The 16,404-nt window shown below is 34.0% G+C and carries 13 protein-coding genes and 1 tRNA gene; 11 read left to right on the forward strand and 3 right to left on the reverse strand.

Translation table 11 applies throughout. The features are described 5' to 3' along the window. Window positions 1-7: 7 nt before the first annotated feature. The 7 genes from NWE55_RS11160 (at window position 8) to NWE55_RS11190 (ending at window position 7,063) form a co-directional block, all read left to right on the forward strand. The gene (locus NWE55_RS11160) at window positions 8-925 is read left to right on the forward strand and encodes a TIGR01777 family oxidoreductase (protein WP_155093219.1); all 918 of its coding nucleotides are present in this window, start codon (window positions 8-10) and stop codon (window positions 923-925) included. A 171-nt stretch (window positions 926-1,096) separates the two neighbouring features. Next, window positions 1,097-1,636 (forward strand): nucleotide exchange factor GrpE, encoded by a 540-nt coding sequence (locus NWE55_RS11165; RefSeq protein ID WP_155093220.1) that lies wholly within the window; start codon window positions 1,097-1,099, stop codon window positions 1,634-1,636. A gap of 37 nt (window positions 1,637-1,673) precedes the next feature. Continuing rightward, window positions 1,674-2,807, forward strand: coding sequence for a molecular chaperone DnaJ (gene dnaJ, locus NWE55_RS11170; RefSeq protein ID WP_155093221.1), 1,134 nt, complete (start codon window positions 1,674-1,676; stop codon window positions 2,805-2,807). 186 nt (window positions 2,808-2,993) lie between these two features. Then, window positions 2,994-3,914: an ABC transporter ATP-binding protein gene (locus NWE55_RS11175; RefSeq protein WP_155093222.1), complete on the forward strand. Its 921-nt coding sequence runs from the start codon at window positions 2,994-2,996 to the stop codon at window positions 3,912-3,914. Window position 3,915: 1 nt separating this feature from the next. Then, window positions 3,916-5,226: an ABC transporter permease gene (locus tag NWE55_RS11180; protein ID WP_155093223.1), complete on the forward strand. Its 1,311-nt coding sequence runs from the start codon at window positions 3,916-3,918 to the stop codon at window positions 5,224-5,226. A 23-nt stretch (window positions 5,227-5,249) separates the two neighbouring features. Beyond that, entirely contained in the window at window positions 5,250-6,422 is a 1,173-nt protein-coding gene (locus tag NWE55_RS11185; protein ID WP_155093224.1) for a sigma-54-dependent transcriptional regulator, read from the forward strand. A gap of 2 nt (window positions 6,423-6,424) precedes the next feature. Continuing rightward, a complete protein-coding gene (locus tag NWE55_RS11190) occupies window positions 6,425-7,063 on the forward strand; it encodes a DEAD/DEAH box helicase (protein ID WP_155093225.1) in 639 nt (212 codons plus the stop codon). 78 nt (window positions 7,064-7,141) lie between these two features. Here the strand turns inward: NWE55_RS11190 and NWE55_RS11195 are convergent, their stop codons facing one another. Next, window positions 7,142-8,758 (reverse strand): IS1182 family transposase, encoded by a 1,617-nt coding sequence (locus NWE55_RS11195; protein WP_258204053.1) that lies wholly within the window; start codon window positions 8,756-8,758, stop codon window positions 7,142-7,144. A gap of 123 nt (window positions 8,759-8,881) precedes the next feature. Beyond that, on the reverse strand, window positions 8,882-9,139 hold the full coding sequence (locus NWE55_RS11200; RefSeq protein WP_155093406.1) for a hypothetical protein: 258 nt from the start codon (window positions 9,137-9,139) through the stop codon (window positions 8,882-8,884). A gap of 445 nt (window positions 9,140-9,584) precedes the next feature. Between NWE55_RS11200 and NWE55_RS11205 the strand changes: the two genes are divergently transcribed. The 4 genes from NWE55_RS11205 (at window position 9,585) to NWE55_RS11220 (ending at window position 16,189) form a co-directional block, all read left to right on the forward strand. Then, on the forward strand, window positions 9,585-14,081 hold the full coding sequence (locus NWE55_RS11205) for a DUF8202 domain-containing protein (protein WP_258204066.1): 4,497 nt from the start codon (window positions 9,585-9,587) through the stop codon (window positions 14,079-14,081). A 30-nt stretch (window positions 14,082-14,111) separates the two neighbouring features. Next, a complete protein-coding gene (locus NWE55_RS11210) occupies window positions 14,112-14,657 on the forward strand; it encodes a phage tail-like protein (RefSeq protein ID WP_155093404.1) in 546 nt (181 codons plus the stop codon). Window positions 14,658-14,862: 205 nt separating this feature from the next. Beyond that, window positions 14,863-15,216, forward strand: a complete 354-nt coding sequence (locus tag NWE55_RS11215; RefSeq protein ID WP_160339156.1) for an ISAon1 family transposase N-terminal region protein — start codon at window positions 14,863-14,865, stop codon at window positions 15,214-15,216. A 37-nt stretch (window positions 15,217-15,253) separates the two neighbouring features. Next, window positions 15,254-16,189: an ISAon1 family transposase gene (locus NWE55_RS11220; RefSeq protein WP_258204716.1), complete on the forward strand. Its 936-nt coding sequence runs from the start codon at window positions 15,254-15,256 to the stop codon at window positions 16,187-16,189. Window positions 16,190-16,304: 115 nt separating this feature from the next. On the opposite strand, the gene NWE55_RS11225 is transcribed toward NWE55_RS11220, so the two are convergent. Next, window positions 16,305-16,378 (reverse strand) — tRNA-Met (locus tag NWE55_RS11225). Between the last annotated feature and the right edge of the window lie 26 nt (window positions 16,379-16,404).

Genomic DNA, 16,404 nt, shown 5'->3' on the forward strand with positions numbered 1-16,404 from the left:
GGATAATATGAAAGTTCTTGTAACAGGTGCAACAGGTTTTATTGGAAAAAAGTTGGTTTCAAGATTGCTTGATTGCGATTATCAGGTGGTGTACTTAACTTCTTCTAAAAATATGGTTTCAGGTGTTTTTATGGGAGCAGAAGGTTATTATTGGGATATAGCGAAGCAGGAAATTGATCGCAAAGCATTTGAAGATGTAGATGTTATTATTCACTTAGCAGGGAGTAATATTGGAGGCAGTTGGTCAAAGAAAGGAAAAGAGCAAATCTTGAGTAGTAGAGTTGATGGATCAAAATTGTTAATGCGTGTGTTGTCATCTATAGATCATCAAGTTAAGCATTTTATTGCTGCTTCAGCTATTGGTATATATAGGAATGGAGATAATAAACAAGAGGAAGATAACTATGTGAAAGCAACTAATTTTTTGGGAAAAGTGGTTAATCAATGGGAGGTTGCAAACGGAGAAATAGAAAAGTTGGGGATTGATGTAACCATGCTGCGTACCGGGTTAGTGTTAGACAAAGAAGAAGGAGCATTGCCGAAAATGATTGCTCCAATAAAATACCATGTTGGATCAGTATTAGGTACAGGAAATCAAATATACTCATGGATTCACATTGATGATTTAATTAGCATGTATATGTTTTTGTTGGAGAATAAAGAGGAGGGGATATTTAACGCAGTAGCTCCTAAATCAGAAACAAATAAAGTATTTACTAACACATTAGCTAATGTATTAGGCTATAAGCTTTGGTTGCCAAGTGTACCAAGCTGGGCATTAAAACTGGTATTAGGACAAAAAGCGTGTTTAGTTTTAGAAGGTCAAGATGTTAGTTGTGCAAAAGTAGTATCTAAGGGATTTGTTTTTCAGTTTCCCGAATTACAAGAGGCACTTGTAGATTTACTGCAAGTAGCTAAACGGTAGTTGTAAGCACTGTTTAAGACATTGTAATTTGCTCTAATAAGGTGTAAAGAACTAGTAGTAATTATAATTTATTTTCATTCAAAATATGTCATTGTGACAGCAATAATCAGTTGGCAAAGGATTTGATAATGGACTATAGGTAAAACTATTATTAAAATAACAATTCTAGATATGAGTACTGAAAATAAAGACATTAATGCTGAGAACGAAGTAATTCAAGAGAACGTTGAGAATACTGAAAATACGATAGTGGAAGATACATTAAGTGTTGAAGAACAGTTAAATATAAAACTGGCAGAAGAAAAGGACAAGTTTATGCGACTTTTTGCCGAGTTCGAAAATTATAAAAAGCGAACAACAAGAGAACGTGTGGAACTTTATAAGACAGCCAGCGAGGAAGTTATGCTTGCAATGATGCCAGTTTTGGATGATTTTGAGCGCGCTATTGCAGAATTGGAAAAACACGGAGAAAGTGACCATTTGACTGGAGTGAGATTAATATCTACGAAACTGAGTGACACTTTGGCAAGTAAAGGTTTAGAAATTGTAGAAGTGAATAAAGGAGACGATTTTAATTCTGATATTTCTGAAGCAGTAACACAAATACCAGCTGGAGATGACATGAAAGGGAAGATTGTCGATGTTTTAGAAAGAGGGTATAAGTTAGGTGATAAAATTATACGATTCCCAAAAGTAGTTATTGGGCAATAGTAATCACTTAAATTATAAATAAAAGAAATATACTAAAATGAAAAAGGATTATTACGAAATATTAGGGATAGATAAAAGTGCAGATGCGAATACCATTAAAAAGGCATATCGTAAAAAGGCTATTGAGTTTCACCCTGATAAGAATCCAGATGATAAGCAAGCTGAAGAAAAGTTTAAAGAGGCAGCAGAGGCTTATGAAGTATTGAGCGATCCAGATAAAAAAGCTCGATATGATCAATATGGACATGCAGCATTTGATGGTGCAGGCGGTTTTGGTGGAGGTAGCCATATGAATATGGATGATATCTTTAGCCAATTCGGTGATATATTTGGAAGTGCTTTCGGTGGTGGAGGTGGCTTCGGCGGTTTTGGCGGCTTCGGAGGAAACTCTGGTCAAAGACGCGTGAAGGGTACAAGTTTGCGTATTAAAGTGAAATTGACTCTTGAAGATATCGCAAATGGCGTAGAGAAGAAGATCAAAGTTAAGCGTAAAGTACAAGCAGATGGAGTAACTTATAAAACTTGTCCAACTTGTAATGGTGCAGGGCAAGTTGTTAAGATTATGAATACTATGCTTGGGCGTATGCAAACTTCAGCTCCTTGTGATACATGTCATGGAAGTGGGCAAGTAATGGATCATAAACCAGCAGGTGCAGATGCAGATGGATTAATTTTACAAGAGGAAACAGTATCAATCAAAATACCTGCGGGTGTGGCTGATGGAATGCAGTTAAAGGTTTCTGGTAAAGGTAATGAGGCACCAGGAAAGAATAGTGTAGCTGGAGATTTATTAGTAGTTATCGAAGAATTAGAGCACGATACATTACAGCGTGAAGGGGATAATCTTCACTATGATTTATATATTAGCTTCGCAGAAGCTGCTTTAGGAGGATCAAAAGAAATTGAGACTGTAACAGGACGAGTGAGAATTAAACTTGAAGAAGGTATTCAATCAGGTAAAATCTTGCGTCTAAAAGGCAAAGGATTGCCATCTGTTAACAGTTATGGCAATGGTGATTTATTAGTACATGTAAATGTGTGGACTCCTAAAAAAATGTCAAAAGAACAGAAAGAATTTTTCGAAAATATGTTAGAAGACGAGAACTTCAAACCTACTCCGTCAAAAAATGACAAATCTTTTTTTGAAAAAGTTAGAGAAATGTTTTCTTAATTGGAAAATTAATTATACTTTTGACGTACACTTATTAAACAGTGGATTTTCTTTTTCATAGCAATTTTTCCCAACCTTATTTTTCCAAATAAGGTTGGGTTTTTTTATACCCTTACTAAAATGTAGAATGCTTCTATATAATTGAAAATAAAAAAGTATTTTTACACAAAATAATAGACCTTAAGTATGCAACCTATATTAGAAGTAAAAGACGTTGTTAAAAAATATTCTGATAAAGTAGCTCTAAACCATGTATCTCTTTCTGTGCCTCAAGGAACAATTTACGGATTGCTTGGGCCTAATGGAGCTGGTAAAACCTCGCTAATTCGTATTATTAACCAAATCACTTATCCCGATAGTGGACAAATCCTTTTGGATGGTCAGCTTCTGAATCCAACTCATATTAAAGATATTGGCTATATGCCAGAAGAGAGAGGACTCTATAAAACAATGAAAGTTGGAGAACAAGCAATGTACCTTGCACAATTAAAAGGATTATCGAAACAAGAAGCAAAAAGACAGTTGCAATATTGGTTTGAAAAACTTGGGATTGAAGAATGGTGGAATAAGAAAATACAAGAACTCTCAAAGGGGATGGCTCAGAAAATACAGTTTGTAGTAACTGTTCTTCACAATCCTAAATTACTTATTTTAGATGAGCCTTTTTCTGGGTTTGATCCTGTTAATGCTAATATCATTAAAGATGAAATATTAGAATTAAAAAAGAAAGGTACTACTGTTATTTTTTCTACTCACCGTATGGAAAGTGTAGAGGAGATGTGCGACTATATTGCCTTAATCAATAAGTCAAATAAGTTGATAGAAGGTAAGTTGATTGATGTAAAGAAAGAGTTTAGAACACATTTGTATCAAGTAGGAATTTTATCTGATAATGTTGAACGCCTCATGTTGAAACTGTCTGAGAAGTTTAAAATGACTAGTACAGAGTTTAAGTCGTTGAACAATGAGCTACAATTGGAGATTGATTTAGGTAATGCAATGCCAAATGAACTTCTTCATATCCTAACTGAAAATGGACAAGTGACTCATTTTGTCGAAAAGTTGCCAACTGTTAATGATATTTTTATTCAAACTGTAAGTAAATAAAATGAATATACTACCCTTAATAATAAAAAGAGAGTTTCTGGCGAAAGTTAGAAATAAGTCTTTTATAGTAATGACATTCTTAAGTCCACTATTCTTTGTTGCGCTAATGGTATTTGTAGCCTATTTAGCCTCTATGAAAGGGGATGCAAAACAAATCGCTATTCACGATGAGAGTGGTTTGTTTATCAAGCAGTTTAAGAGTAATGATGCGTTTGTTTATCAAGATTTGTCTGCAATCGATGTAGGTATCTTAAAAGATAGCGTCGCCGCAGAAAAATACGAAGGGTTAATATATATTCCTGCTCAAGTGAATGTAAGTGACTATGAAAAGAATATTATTTACATTTCAAATGATAGCCCAAGCCTTAGTTTTATTAGTAAAGTAGAGTTGTTGATAGCTGACAAGATCACCCATATCAACCTACAGAATAAAGGAATTAATACAGAAATTATAGATGAGGCTCAGTCTAAGGTAAATTTAAAACTAACAAAAGCCACAGGAGAAGAAACTGTTAGAGGATTAAATGAGATAAAGATCATTATTGGTGGAGCATTTGGTTATTTCATTATGATGTTTATTATCATTTATGGGAATATGGTAATGCGTTCTGTCATAGAAGAAAAAACAAATCGAATTATTGAGATTATTATTTCTTCTGTTAAGCCTTTTCAGTTAATGATGGGCAAAATAATTGGTACATCTATGGCGGGGATACTTCAATTTATAATATGGGGTATTGTAGGTGCTTTTCTTTTAATGGGTAGTAGTTTCTTTTTAGGGATAAATGGTACACCTGGAATGACTACTGTTGAAGTAGTTGAAACTGCTGGAATGTTCTCTCCCGAATTACTTACTGATATTCAAAATTACGTACACGAAATACTAAGTCTACCATTAATTTCAATGTTTGTGTATTTCTTAGTATTTTTCATAGGAGGTTATTTTCTGTATAGTTCACTATATGCTGCAATTGGTGCAGCTGTGGACAATGAAACAGATACTCAACAGTTTTTGTTTCCGATCTTATTGCCCCTTATGTTGGGTGTATATATAGGCTTTTTTACAGTTATAAAAGACCCACACGGTTCAATTGCAACGGTGTTTTCAATGATACCATTTACCTCTCCAATTGTGATGCTTATGCGCATTCCATTTGGGGTGCCTGTATGGGAAGTTTTGTTGTCTATTTTTATATTATTTGCTACATTTATACTTGTAGTTTGGCTAGCAGCTAAGATATACCGTATTGGTATATTGATGTATGGAAAACGTCCGTCTTGGAAGGAACTTTACAAATGGCTGAGGTATTAAAAAGGAACTCCTAATATTTAAGTATGACAAAAGTATCAAAGATTTTAATTGTAGAAGATGAAAGTGCAATTAGAAGAGTATTACAAAAGATTTTAGAGGAGGAGTCAACAAGTTATCAAGTTGAAGTCGCTGAAGATGGGGAACAGGGATTAGAAAAGATAAAAGCAGAAGATTACGATCTTGTTATTAGCGACATTAAGATGCCGAAAATGGATGGTGAAGAATTATTGGTAGAATCGAAGAAAATTAAACCAGAAACTATCTTCGTTATGATTTCGGGTCATGGAGATCTTGAAACTGCTGTGAACACGATGCGTTTAGGTGCTTTTGACTATATATCAAAACCACCTGATTTGAACCGATTACTTACCACTGTGCGAAATGCATTAGATACAAGTAAGCTTGTTGTTGAAAATACTATTTTGAAGAAAAAAGTAAACAAGAAGTATGAAATGATCGGTGATAGCGAGCCAATTAATCGCATTAAAAGTATGATTGAAAAGGTGGCTCCTACAGAAGCACGAGTTTTAATAACAGGACCTAATGGTACAGGTAAAGAGTTAGTAGCACATCAACTGCATTTGCAAAGTAGCCGAGCAGCTAATCCTTTGATTGAAGTAAATTGTGCAGCTATTCCATCAGAATTAATAGAGAGTGAGTTATTTGGACACGTAAAAGGCGCTTTTACTTCAGCTGTGAAAGATCGTCCAGGAAAGTTCGAACTTGCAAATCACGGAACTATTTTCTTAGATGAAATTGGAGATATGAGTTTATCTGCTCAAGCTAAGGTACTGAGAGCCTTGCAAGAGAATATAATCACACGCGTAGGTGCTGATAAGGATGTAAAAGTTGATGTCCGTGTTTTAGCAGCTACTAATAAAGATCTAAAGAAAGAGATAGCTGAGGGGCGTTTTAGAGAAGATTTGTATCACCGTTTGGCTGTTATTTTGATAGAGGTTCCTGCATTAAATGATCGTAGAGATGATATTCCAATGCTTTTAGAGCATTTCGTCAAACAAATTGCGACTGAACAAGGTACTGTTCCCAAGGCTTTTTCTAAAGAAGCTGTACAATTGTTGCAAGAATACGATTGGACTGGAAATATTAGAGAATTGAGAAACGTAGTAGAAAGACTCATTATTTTAGGAGGAAAAGAAGTTTCTAAAGAGGATGTTGAGTTATTTGCGAATAAATAATTATGAAATTAAAAAAGATTAATATTACCTTACAAGAGAACCTTTTAAGCAATGGTTTAGAAGTCCCGACAGAAATGCAAAAGGCGACTTTTGGTAAGATAAAGAGTGGGCAAGATATTGTTATTCTTGCACCAGAAGAACAAGGTAAAACAACAGCTATGATTATGGCTGCTATCCAACGATGTGAAGCTCCTGTCGAAGGTGAAATTGCCACACGTGTACTCATTGTTGTAAAAGATAAAAAGGAAGTAGAGCGCTTGATAGAGTTATTTGAACTTTATAGCAAATATACTGGGTTGCGCATTTTTGGTACGCATGATCACACGGATATGGATGATGATAAGAATCAATTGTCATTGGGTAATGATATCTTGATCGGGACGGCCAATAGATTGAATGAAATGTTTAGTAGTGCAGGCTTTGATGTAAATCAGTTAAAGATGTATATCATTGACGATTTAGATGTACAGTTGAGAAATCGCTTAGAACCTAAATTATATAGACTTTCAGAAAGTATCGGAAAAACGCAGAGAGTGTATTTTGCAAAAGACTATGTAGAAGAAGTAATGGATATGTTCTTGGACAAAACAATGAGTGAAGATATGGAATGGTTAGATTTCCATGAGGAGGATGAAGATTAAATAAAATATAAAGTAAAAGAGGGTGTCCCAAAAGGTCACCCTCTTTTGTATTATATAAAACGTTACTTTTCTCTTAGATTAAAAGTTCTTGCAATTAAAACGAGTTTTAGACTTATAATTTGTCATTTTTCGTTTATCAGTCTCTTTTTTAGGATGAAAATTGTTGTTTAAAGTCGATTTTTCTCTATTCTTAGTAAGTTTTCTTAAATTATGTGCAAGAGCCATCAGTCCAAATTCAATTTCGACCATTTCTAATCCTCTTAGAGTAAACCTAGTAAATTTGTTGTTGCTTTTTAGTTGTCCAAAAACAGCTTCTACTTCTACAGGTCTTTTACTTCTATGATATTTACCGCGTTCAGAGTTGAGTAATTCTCTAATATGTTGTTTTATTTGAACCAATCTATGATTCATAGAGACTGTTCTGTTTTCTGCTGCTTTATTACATAGCTCTTTTAACGAGCATTTCAAGCAGTTAGAAGCTTGATACAGATGTATTTTTGACGCAAAACCAGTGGTGGTGTATTTAGTACTACTTCCAATATTAGGTAGCTTTTCTCCATTTGGACATAAGATGTAATCAAACAATTTATTGTAGTAAAGATTGTGTTGTAGAAAAGGGTTGTTCTTCCAAGCTCTTTTCTGTTCCATATGAAAATAATTAAATTTCACATAGGGCGTTATTTCTCTTTCAAGTAAATACAGATAATTCTCTTCGCTACCATACCCAGCATCTGCTACAACTTCTTTACTTTGTTGTGCATAGGTTTGTTCAAAAGTCTCTAGATGATTGATTAAGGTAGTGGTGTCAGTTGATTTTTGTGCAATAGTATAATGTGTAATAAATTGATTTTCAGTACTTATTTGAGTATTGTAGGCAGGTTTAAGTTGCCCGTTTTTCATGTGATCTTCTTTCATTCGCATAAAAGTAGCATCTGGATCTGTTTTACTATAACTATTTCGAGTACCTAAAGTTTCTAGTTGTTGTTCGTATTTTTGCAAGCGAGGTAAATGCTCGTCTTCTAACTGTTTGAGCTGTTTAGCTGTAGGTTTGGGTAGGTCTGCCCTATGTTTATTTAACTGAGTCACTTTTTCTTTAAGCTCTAAACTATCAATATTTTTGGAACAGTGTTCTTTTGCGAGTTCACTTTGATCCTGTTTGATTTGACCCTCTATTTCTGTGAGAACATCTTGAATTTTTGTTTCTAATTTAGCCTTGTTTTTCTCCACTGAACCACGCCATACAAAGGTGTATCGGTTAGAGCTAGATTCAATTTTTGTTCCATCAATATATTGAACTTGTAAACTAACATATTGTAATTCTTGTAACAGACGAACCACATCTGCAAAAAGCTGATGGATTTGACCTTTCAATCGCTTAGCGCGAAAATAATTAATCGTGCGATGATCAGGCAAGCTATTACCAGATAACCACATAAAATAAATGTTCTCCGTCAAAGCCCGTTCAATCTTACGCGATGAATAAATATTATTGAAATAGGCGTAGAATAAGACTTTTATCATCATACGGGGATGATAACTGGTGGTCCCTCCTCCTTTGTATTGACTTAAAATAGAACTAATATCTAACTCATCAACAACAGCATTGATAAGACGAACAGGATGGTCTAGAGGAATTTTAGAAAAAATATCTTCAGGAAATAGACTCGGCGATTTTAAACTTTCAGATTTGAACATTATATTTGTCTTTCTTATTGTTTGGTTGCACCTTGAAGATAATTATTTTTGAGGACAAACAATGAAAAAACCCCGCCTTTTTTAGACGGGGTTTTGTTTTTTAGGCTTTTTAGACAGCCTCTTTTAGTTTATATAAATCAGTATTTGAACAATTAGGTATAATAGTGTAACCGTAAATATCGGCGCTATTCGCTTTTGAATAGCTTGTCGAAAGGGAACTTTGTAAAATAGTATATCCCGAAGTAATCGGTAAGTAATTATACAGAATACGATTGCAAAAGATATATTCAAGACAAGCTTAATGTCAGTTAATGTTGCAATGCCTGCTATCTCTAATGGCATCGGTGTAAATAAAGATGTTTGTGTTGTTATCAGTGTCATACTTCTTTATTTTAAGAATTGTTTTTCTTAAAGGTAAGTAAATGACTCGGTTAAATAATCTTTCTGTTCTAATTTTTTCTTTTTGCTTATTGAAACAATTGAAATGTACAATTACATATAGACCATCTACATCTTTGATTTGTATAGTGATTTGAGCTGTTTTATAAATTTTAAAGTAGAACTTTTTAACGAAAATAAGGATGTCTCGTAATTCTTCTTTTCAATTTTGAAAAATGGTTAATAAAAAGCTTGGTGTGATAGAATACCTGCAATTTATTATTATGTTTCCCTTTTTATGTTTGATTATTATATAAATTGGCTTAAATTTGAAATAGATGTTAATTGAATTAACGTTTTAGTAGTAGTTATTTTGTTTTTTTATAAAGACATAGGTTTTTCTTAAGACCTGAAATCAAATAGTTTTAATTGTAATAGTAATTGTAATATGAAGAGATTTTTTACTGTAATTGTTTTACTGTGCTCCCTCTGGAGTATGGGACAAACTCCCGGTGGTATTAACGGAGTTACGGTTGAGTATTGGTTAAAAGCAGGTGAGCTGTTACCAACTTTACCAGAAGATGAAGAAGATGTAACAAATTGGAATGACGTTTCTGGGAATAATAGACACTTTGTCTCTCCAACAGCATTTCACCCTCGATTCGTTAAGTCTGCCATGAATTACCAACCTGCTGTTGACTTTTATTTTTTGGATGAGGAAGATGGAGGGAATGAAAAGAATAATAAACAAAGAAAGCTGGAGAGTATAAGTGACTTTGTTGTAGATTCTGATAGATCTTATTTTGTAATCTGGATATCGCGATTAGATGAGGAACATATCAGTAAGGATGCTTCAGTATTTGCTTTTACCGCTGGTATTAATGATTTTTTTGGATGGAATAGGAAGAAAGAACTCTTGTCTAATGTAAGAGGAGCGTTATATGCTTTTTCTGGGACTGACACTCGTAAATATGGAATAGGGATGTCTTTAATTCCCAATAAAACTGGTAGCACTGCTTTAGAGCACACTTTTTACCTCAATGGAGAAATGAGTAGCACAGGTGCTAAAAAAACGCTTTATAATAGAACAGGTAAGAGTGTCTTAGGTAAGCAAGATGGTGGAAATAGTGATAGTAATCCTTTTTTTGGTGAGGTAATGGAGGTTATTGTGATGTCCAAGCCTGCAGGTAGTAATGGTGTCACTCTAACTGCTGATGAAATTAAAAAGATTAATTCTTACTTATCTTTAAAGTATGGTTTAACTTTAAATAGCAATTCACAAAAGGATTATATACTATCAGATGGAACATTAATATACAATAGCATTTTGCCTGGATATAATGAGTTTGGATTTGATATTTTTGGACTTGTTAGAGATGACAATAGTGGACTGTATCAAAAGCAATCCATGAGTACTGAGCATCCAATTATGGGTGCGTTTCTAGGGGAATTGGCTGAGACTAATGACGAGAATACTTCGACTTTAGATAATAACGTCGCTCTTGTTTTTGGAGGAAATGGAAAAGAAGGAAACAGCTCCTATAGCTATAAAGCCGGAACAGCATTTATGAATTATACATTAAAGATAAATACTGATCCTGAAACAGGCGTAGTACAAGAAGAGCGTTTGTCATCTCTTGAAAACTATGTTTACCGTGCCAAATTAACGGGTAAGAGCTCACTGACTGTTAATTTTACTCCTAATAAAGGACAATGGATACTTGTAAGTGAAGATCCGTCTTTTAATCCGTCTACGACAAAGATATATAAGATAAAAGGAGGAGTTGTTAAAGATGTAGAAATCAAAGATGGCGATTATATTGGCTTTACTTATTATCTTCAAGCTCCAGGAGGAGTAACTAATGGCCTTCGTATGTGGTTGAATGCATCGGAAGAATCAACAATAGTTACCAATGAAAAGGGAGAAGTATTAATTTGGGAAGATTATGCAGGTTTAGGTACATCTTATAAGAGAAGGACTGCAAATAAAGCTTCAGCTGTTTACTTAAAAGCAGAAGAAAGAACAAATTATCACCCAACATTGCGATTTGATAAAGAGAATGATTATTTAATCACTGATAAGGCCCCAATGTCTGTTGCAGCACCAAGTAAAGTCTCTTTTTATACTGTTGTCAACCATGACTTCGCCTCAACAAGATCATATTTTATTGGTTTTGGTAGACAAACTTATGGAACGGATGGTAGAAGACCTGCTTTTGGTGTGTATAGAGATGGCTCTGAAGGAAAAGGACGTATAGGGTCTACAGGTCTTAGTAATACTAAAGGAAAACTATTTAACCCCGGTGCAACAACTATTGCAGGGTATATTTGGAATGTAGGAAGTGATGTTACCTTTGAATTTGATGCTCACGCAGAGAATGTAAAACATACTTATGATAATATTTTGATGAATGGACCAGGTATGCTTGGTATGGGAAGTTCTTCTAAAACATATTACTTGCAAGGAGTTATGCCTGAAGTTGTTGCCTATGAGACTATATTAACACAAAATGAAAGAGATAGAATTAATTCTTATTTAGGTTTAAAATATGGAATTACTTTAAAGATTGACAAAGCTTCTGTAGGTAATAATTACGAATATTTATTCTCTGATGGAACATCTATTTGGGAAGGGAATGATGCTGTTCACAATCAATATCACCATAACGTTGCTGCTGTTTTACGCGATGACGATGCTAATTTGAATAACCGTCAATCAAGATCAACTGACGTTGGTGCAATTGTACATATGGGAGTTGGAACAAAATTGGGTATTGATCCTGAATTAGATAATATCAAGCAGAATAAAACTTCAATAAGTTGGGGACACAATGATGGGTCTTTTGCATTGCATTCTTTTGCTGGGAATGATGATGTTTGTGGAGAGATGGACAGTCGATTAGAAGGTAGAATATGGCTTGTGGATAACGAGAGTTTTGATCAATCTATCATGGTTGCAGCTCACGGTCCCACGTTTCCATTCAACGGTGCTAATTACAAAGTTTACTTACTTATAGCTGATAGTGCAGAAAAGTTGATAGACAATAAGTGGGATCGCATAGTTCCGATGTTCTATAATAATGAAATGCACGTAGCCAATTATAAATTCACTGATGAATACACATATTTTACTTTTGGTGCTAAACAAGTTGGTACATGTGAAGGATGTGAATTCGAAGGTGTTAAAAAATTAGACTTTACTAAAGCTAATTGGAAAACTAAAGGCGATAAAGGACCTAAAGTGTTTGATTTAGGCGATGGGTTTAAAGTGAATATGAATATTATTGATTCAAGCAATAACTTGAATCGAGGTTATCCAAGAACATCTTCTTTAAAAACACTAAGAGAGAGTAGAAGAGGTGGGGCTGAGGTTACAACTGAAATTACATTTACTAACCCAGATGGAAATGAAGCGGCTGCTTCTGCTTCTTTTGAATTGTTTGATATTGATCGTACAGGTAGAGTTGTAGATATTGTTCAAGTGATAGGTTACTGTAATGGATCACCAGTTTATCCAAAGTTAAATTACACTTATAATAAACCAGATCGAAGTCGTTATAAAACTGATAATTCAGGAAATGCTAATGCGAAAAGACAAGGAGAAGGTTATAGTGGAAACTCCTCATATACTAATAAACGAGGTCGTGTATTTGTGGAGTTTGAGAATCCTGTACAGAAGATTGACATTGTTTATAAATCGCAAAGTAGTTCAACGACTTATCCAACTAGTTATATAGGTATTGGACCAATGGAGTTTTATTGTCCTGCACCTCTTCCTGAGCCTAATGAGGATGGTTTAATATTTGTTAAACAAGGTACTGCTGAAGTTTTACTATGTGAAGTAGTAGATTATACTTTTAGGTCAGTTAATACGAATTGTGCTCCTAAAGAAGTTAATTTTACTGATACTTTGCCAGAAGGTATGGTTTGGGTGAATAATTCTTTCTCTGCAGGAGGTGTTGATTTGGATGATGCAAATATTACTGGTTATGGTACAAGAACTTTAACTGTAAACGGTTTAATGGTACCTGGTGGAGGTAGTCTTTATACTTTTAGAGCTAATGCTATTTTTGAAGAAGATGCTTTAGCTGGTACATATGAGAATAGAGCAACTATCGATTATGATCGATTAGGAACTCCTGTCACCCTTCAGAGTACTGATAGATTAACAGGAAAAGATATGACGGAAACCATAGCTTTAGATTCAGACAGACCTAAACAAATATTGACAAGTTTTACTACTAATAAAGGTTGCTTTACTTTGGATAAGGAGATCGAAGTTTTATTAAATATTGATAATCCAAATGATTTTGATTTAGCAGATATGTTCTTGTCAATTGACTATGATATAGATGCCTTTAGTTTTGTAAATGGTAGTTTGGCTACCTCTACAGGTTTGAACATTGGTACTAATCAAAGTGATGAAGGTGGTTTCGAGTTCGAAGGGTTTAAAGTGCCAAAAGGAACAAGTTGGGTTAAGTTTAAAGTTAAGGCTTCAAATAATTTAGCTGATTATGATGTTGATCCAGCTACGGGTGATCCTCGTTCGATTACATTTAGTTTTGATTTAATTAGTGAATCTGAAGATGTGTGTATTGATGGTGCTTTAGCAAATGCAAATGGTGAAATAGAATTGCCATACTGTAGTATATGTTATTATCCTTCAGTTGTGGGGGATAAAGGTGATATTCTAAATTCGGATGGTTTTATGGCTGTAAGTACACTTAATAGACCTGATAGTCAATGGGTATCTGAGCGTGGTAATGCTTTTGTTGTATTGGAGTCATATAATAAAGGGTTGGTAGTAACGCGTCTAACTACAGCTCAGATTTCGGCATTGAACCCTGTAGAGGGAATGATTGTATATGATTCTACTGAGAATTGTTTGAAATTATACAACGGAAGTGAGTGGGGATGTATCGCACAGGGATGTGTTGATGAATAATTAATAAGGTTTGATGTAAAAATAGATACTATGAAAAATATTATAGACAAATCAACATTTCTTTCATTGTTTATTTTGCTTATTTGTACGCATTTATCTTTTGGGCAAAGTGCAATTGGAAAGTTTGAAGTTGAGGGAGAAGATGTATTATTAGATTTCAAAGAAGATGATAATCGTGGGATTATTCTATCTTGGGTAACCAAACAAGATGATGTTTTAGATCCTGAGGGAGGAACTCTTATATATGATGCTAACGACAAGAAAGTGAAATATTATATGGGAGGAACAGTTAAGAAATGGGAGGATCTTTCTGTGAATACGGGATTAGTTGATACAAGTATTCAAGCAGGGCTGGTAGATGAAAGAGATCCTACCATAATAGGAAGTCAAGCTTCTACAGCTAAGGGAGCGCTTATTTTGGAAGCCAATGATAAAGCAATGGTTCTTCCAAAGATGAATAGTCCTCACTTAAATATCAAAAGTCCTGCAGCTGGTACAATTGTATATGATAAGGTTTCAAAAATGCTTTGTGTATTCAATGGTAAGGAATGGGCTTTTTGGAAGGTTGATAATTAAAAATATTATTTTCAAATTGTATTAGGGTTTATAGTTATGCCTCATGAGTTTTCTCATGAGGCTTTTTTATTACATAAAGTTTTACTACTTATCTGAAAGGTATAGAAGTTACAATTGAAGGTTATTTAGATAGTAAACATGGATCAATCTCAAAAGTTGTGTGTGAATTAAAAACTACAGATCTTTGTAATAATAAATAATAACCGTGGAAAACTATATTGAGTTTGTAAAAATGATTTTACCTGAGTTTTTAGTAGAACATTTTGATTTAGTAAAAACGATAAAACAAGGTGAAACAATGCACCTATATTTTGAAGAATTTAATAGAGTCCCGGATGAAGCAAAAGACCGTATTCTTATAGGTCATGGATTTCATAATGAAACCACAATACAAGATTTTCCTTTACGAGGAAATAGTGTTTATCTTCATGTCAAGCGTCGTCGTTGGTTAGATAAAACTACTCGCGAATTAGTACAGAGAGATTGGAATCTAGTAGCAAAAGGCACTCGTTTAACTGATGAGTTTGCCTCTTTTTTAAAAGAAATTAATAGATACTAAGGCAAGTGATTGCCATACAATAGGAGGTTTCTTTAATATTGATGGTAAAAAACTACAACGCCAATACAAAGATTCACTAAGTGATTTTCAAGCTTGGGAACATAAAGAACACGCTAAAGACTATCTTCTTTTTCCTGAAAACATAGGTCCTAAACTATCAATAGACGAAACAGCTTTGTCAAAAGGTGAGCTCTATACAATTATTACAAACAAATATAGTAGAGGAAAGCAAGGGAGTATAGTAGCAATTTTTTCTGGCACTAAAGTAGAGCCTATTATAGAGAAGCTTCTTACAATCTCCTCTAAGACAAGATCTAAAGTTAAGGAGATAACACTTGATATGGCAAATTCTATGAAAAAAATTGTTACGAAGTGCTTTGTTAATGCGACACAAGTAACAGATCGTTTTCATGTACAGAAACTAGTAAATGAAGCATTACAAGATATTAGAATACAAGAACGTTGGAATGCTTCAGATATTGAAAACAACTTAATCCTACAAGCTAAAAAAGAAGGTAAACAATTTATTCCAATAGAATTTGATAATGGAGATACAGCTAAGCAACTACTTATAAGAAGTAGATATCTACTAACTATGGATCCAAGTAAATGGACTACTAATCAAATGCAAAGAGCAGATATATTATTTAATCAATATCCTTTGATTAAACAAGCTTATAATGTAGCGCAAAACTTAAGAATAATATATAACACAACCACAGTAAAAGAAGTAGCTTATACTAAACTGGCTCATTGGTACAATGATGTTATGAAGATTAATTTAAAACAATTCGGCACTGTTATCAATACAATGCAAATCAATTATAAAACAATTCTTAACTATTTTGATAATAGAAGTACCAATGCCTCTGCTGAATCTTTTAATGCAAAAATTAAAGCATTCAGAGCTCAGTTTAGAGGTGTAAGAGATATTGATTTCTTTTTATACAGATTGACTAAGCTTTATGCCTAAACACAACTTTTGAGATTGATCCGTAAACATGCTTATCGCACTGACTCGATATGTACCTACATGACTCGATAAATAAAAAAAGGACATAATCTCGTGATTATGTCCTTTTATCTTGTAGCGAAGACGGGAGTTGAACCCGTGACCTCAGGGTTATGAATCCTGCGCTCTAACCAACTGAGCTACCTCGCCATTATTGGTCTGCTTTACTTGTGTAA

It is taken from the genome of Myroides albus (assembly GCF_024722315.1).
GTDB classification, from domain to species: Bacteria; Bacteroidota; Bacteroidia; order Flavobacteriales; family Flavobacteriaceae; genus Flavobacterium; species Flavobacterium album_A.

Bases quoted from the DNA above. Each gene is read 5' to 3' on its own strand.
- NWE55_RS11160 (WP_155093219.1), top strand. From the start codon at position 8: ATGAAAGTTCTTGTAACAGGTGCAACAGGTTTTATTGGAAAAAAGTTG.
- NWE55_RS11165 (WP_155093220.1), top strand. From the start codon at position 1,097: ATGAGTACTGAAAATAAAGACATTAATGCTGAGAACGAAGTAATTCAA.
- dnaJ (WP_155093221.1), top strand. From the start codon at position 1,674: ATGAAAAAGGATTATTACGAAATATTAGGGATAGATAAAAGTGCAGAT.
- NWE55_RS11175 (WP_155093222.1), top strand. From the start codon at position 2,994: ATGCAACCTATATTAGAAGTAAAAGACGTTGTTAAAAAATATTCTGAT.
- NWE55_RS11180 (WP_155093223.1), top strand. From the start codon at position 3,916: ATGAATATACTACCCTTAATAATAAAAAGAGAGTTTCTGGCGAAAGTT.
- NWE55_RS11185 (WP_155093224.1), top strand. From the start codon at position 5,250: ATGACAAAAGTATCAAAGATTTTAATTGTAGAAGATGAAAGTGCAATT.
- NWE55_RS11190 (WP_155093225.1), top strand. From the start codon at position 6,425: ATGAAATTAAAAAAGATTAATATTACCTTACAAGAGAACCTTTTAAGC.
- NWE55_RS11195 (WP_258204053.1), bottom strand. From the start codon at position 8,758: ATGTTCAAATCTGAAAGTTTAAAATCGCCGAGTCTATTTCCTGAAGAT.
- NWE55_RS11200 (WP_155093406.1), bottom strand. From the start codon at position 9,139: ATGACACTGATAACAACACAAACATCTTTATTTACACCGATGCCATTA.
- NWE55_RS11205 (WP_258204066.1), top strand. From the start codon at position 9,585: ATGAAGAGATTTTTTACTGTAATTGTTTTACTGTGCTCCCTCTGGAGT.
- NWE55_RS11210 (WP_155093404.1), top strand. From the start codon at position 14,112: ATGAAAAATATTATAGACAAATCAACATTTCTTTCATTGTTTATTTTG.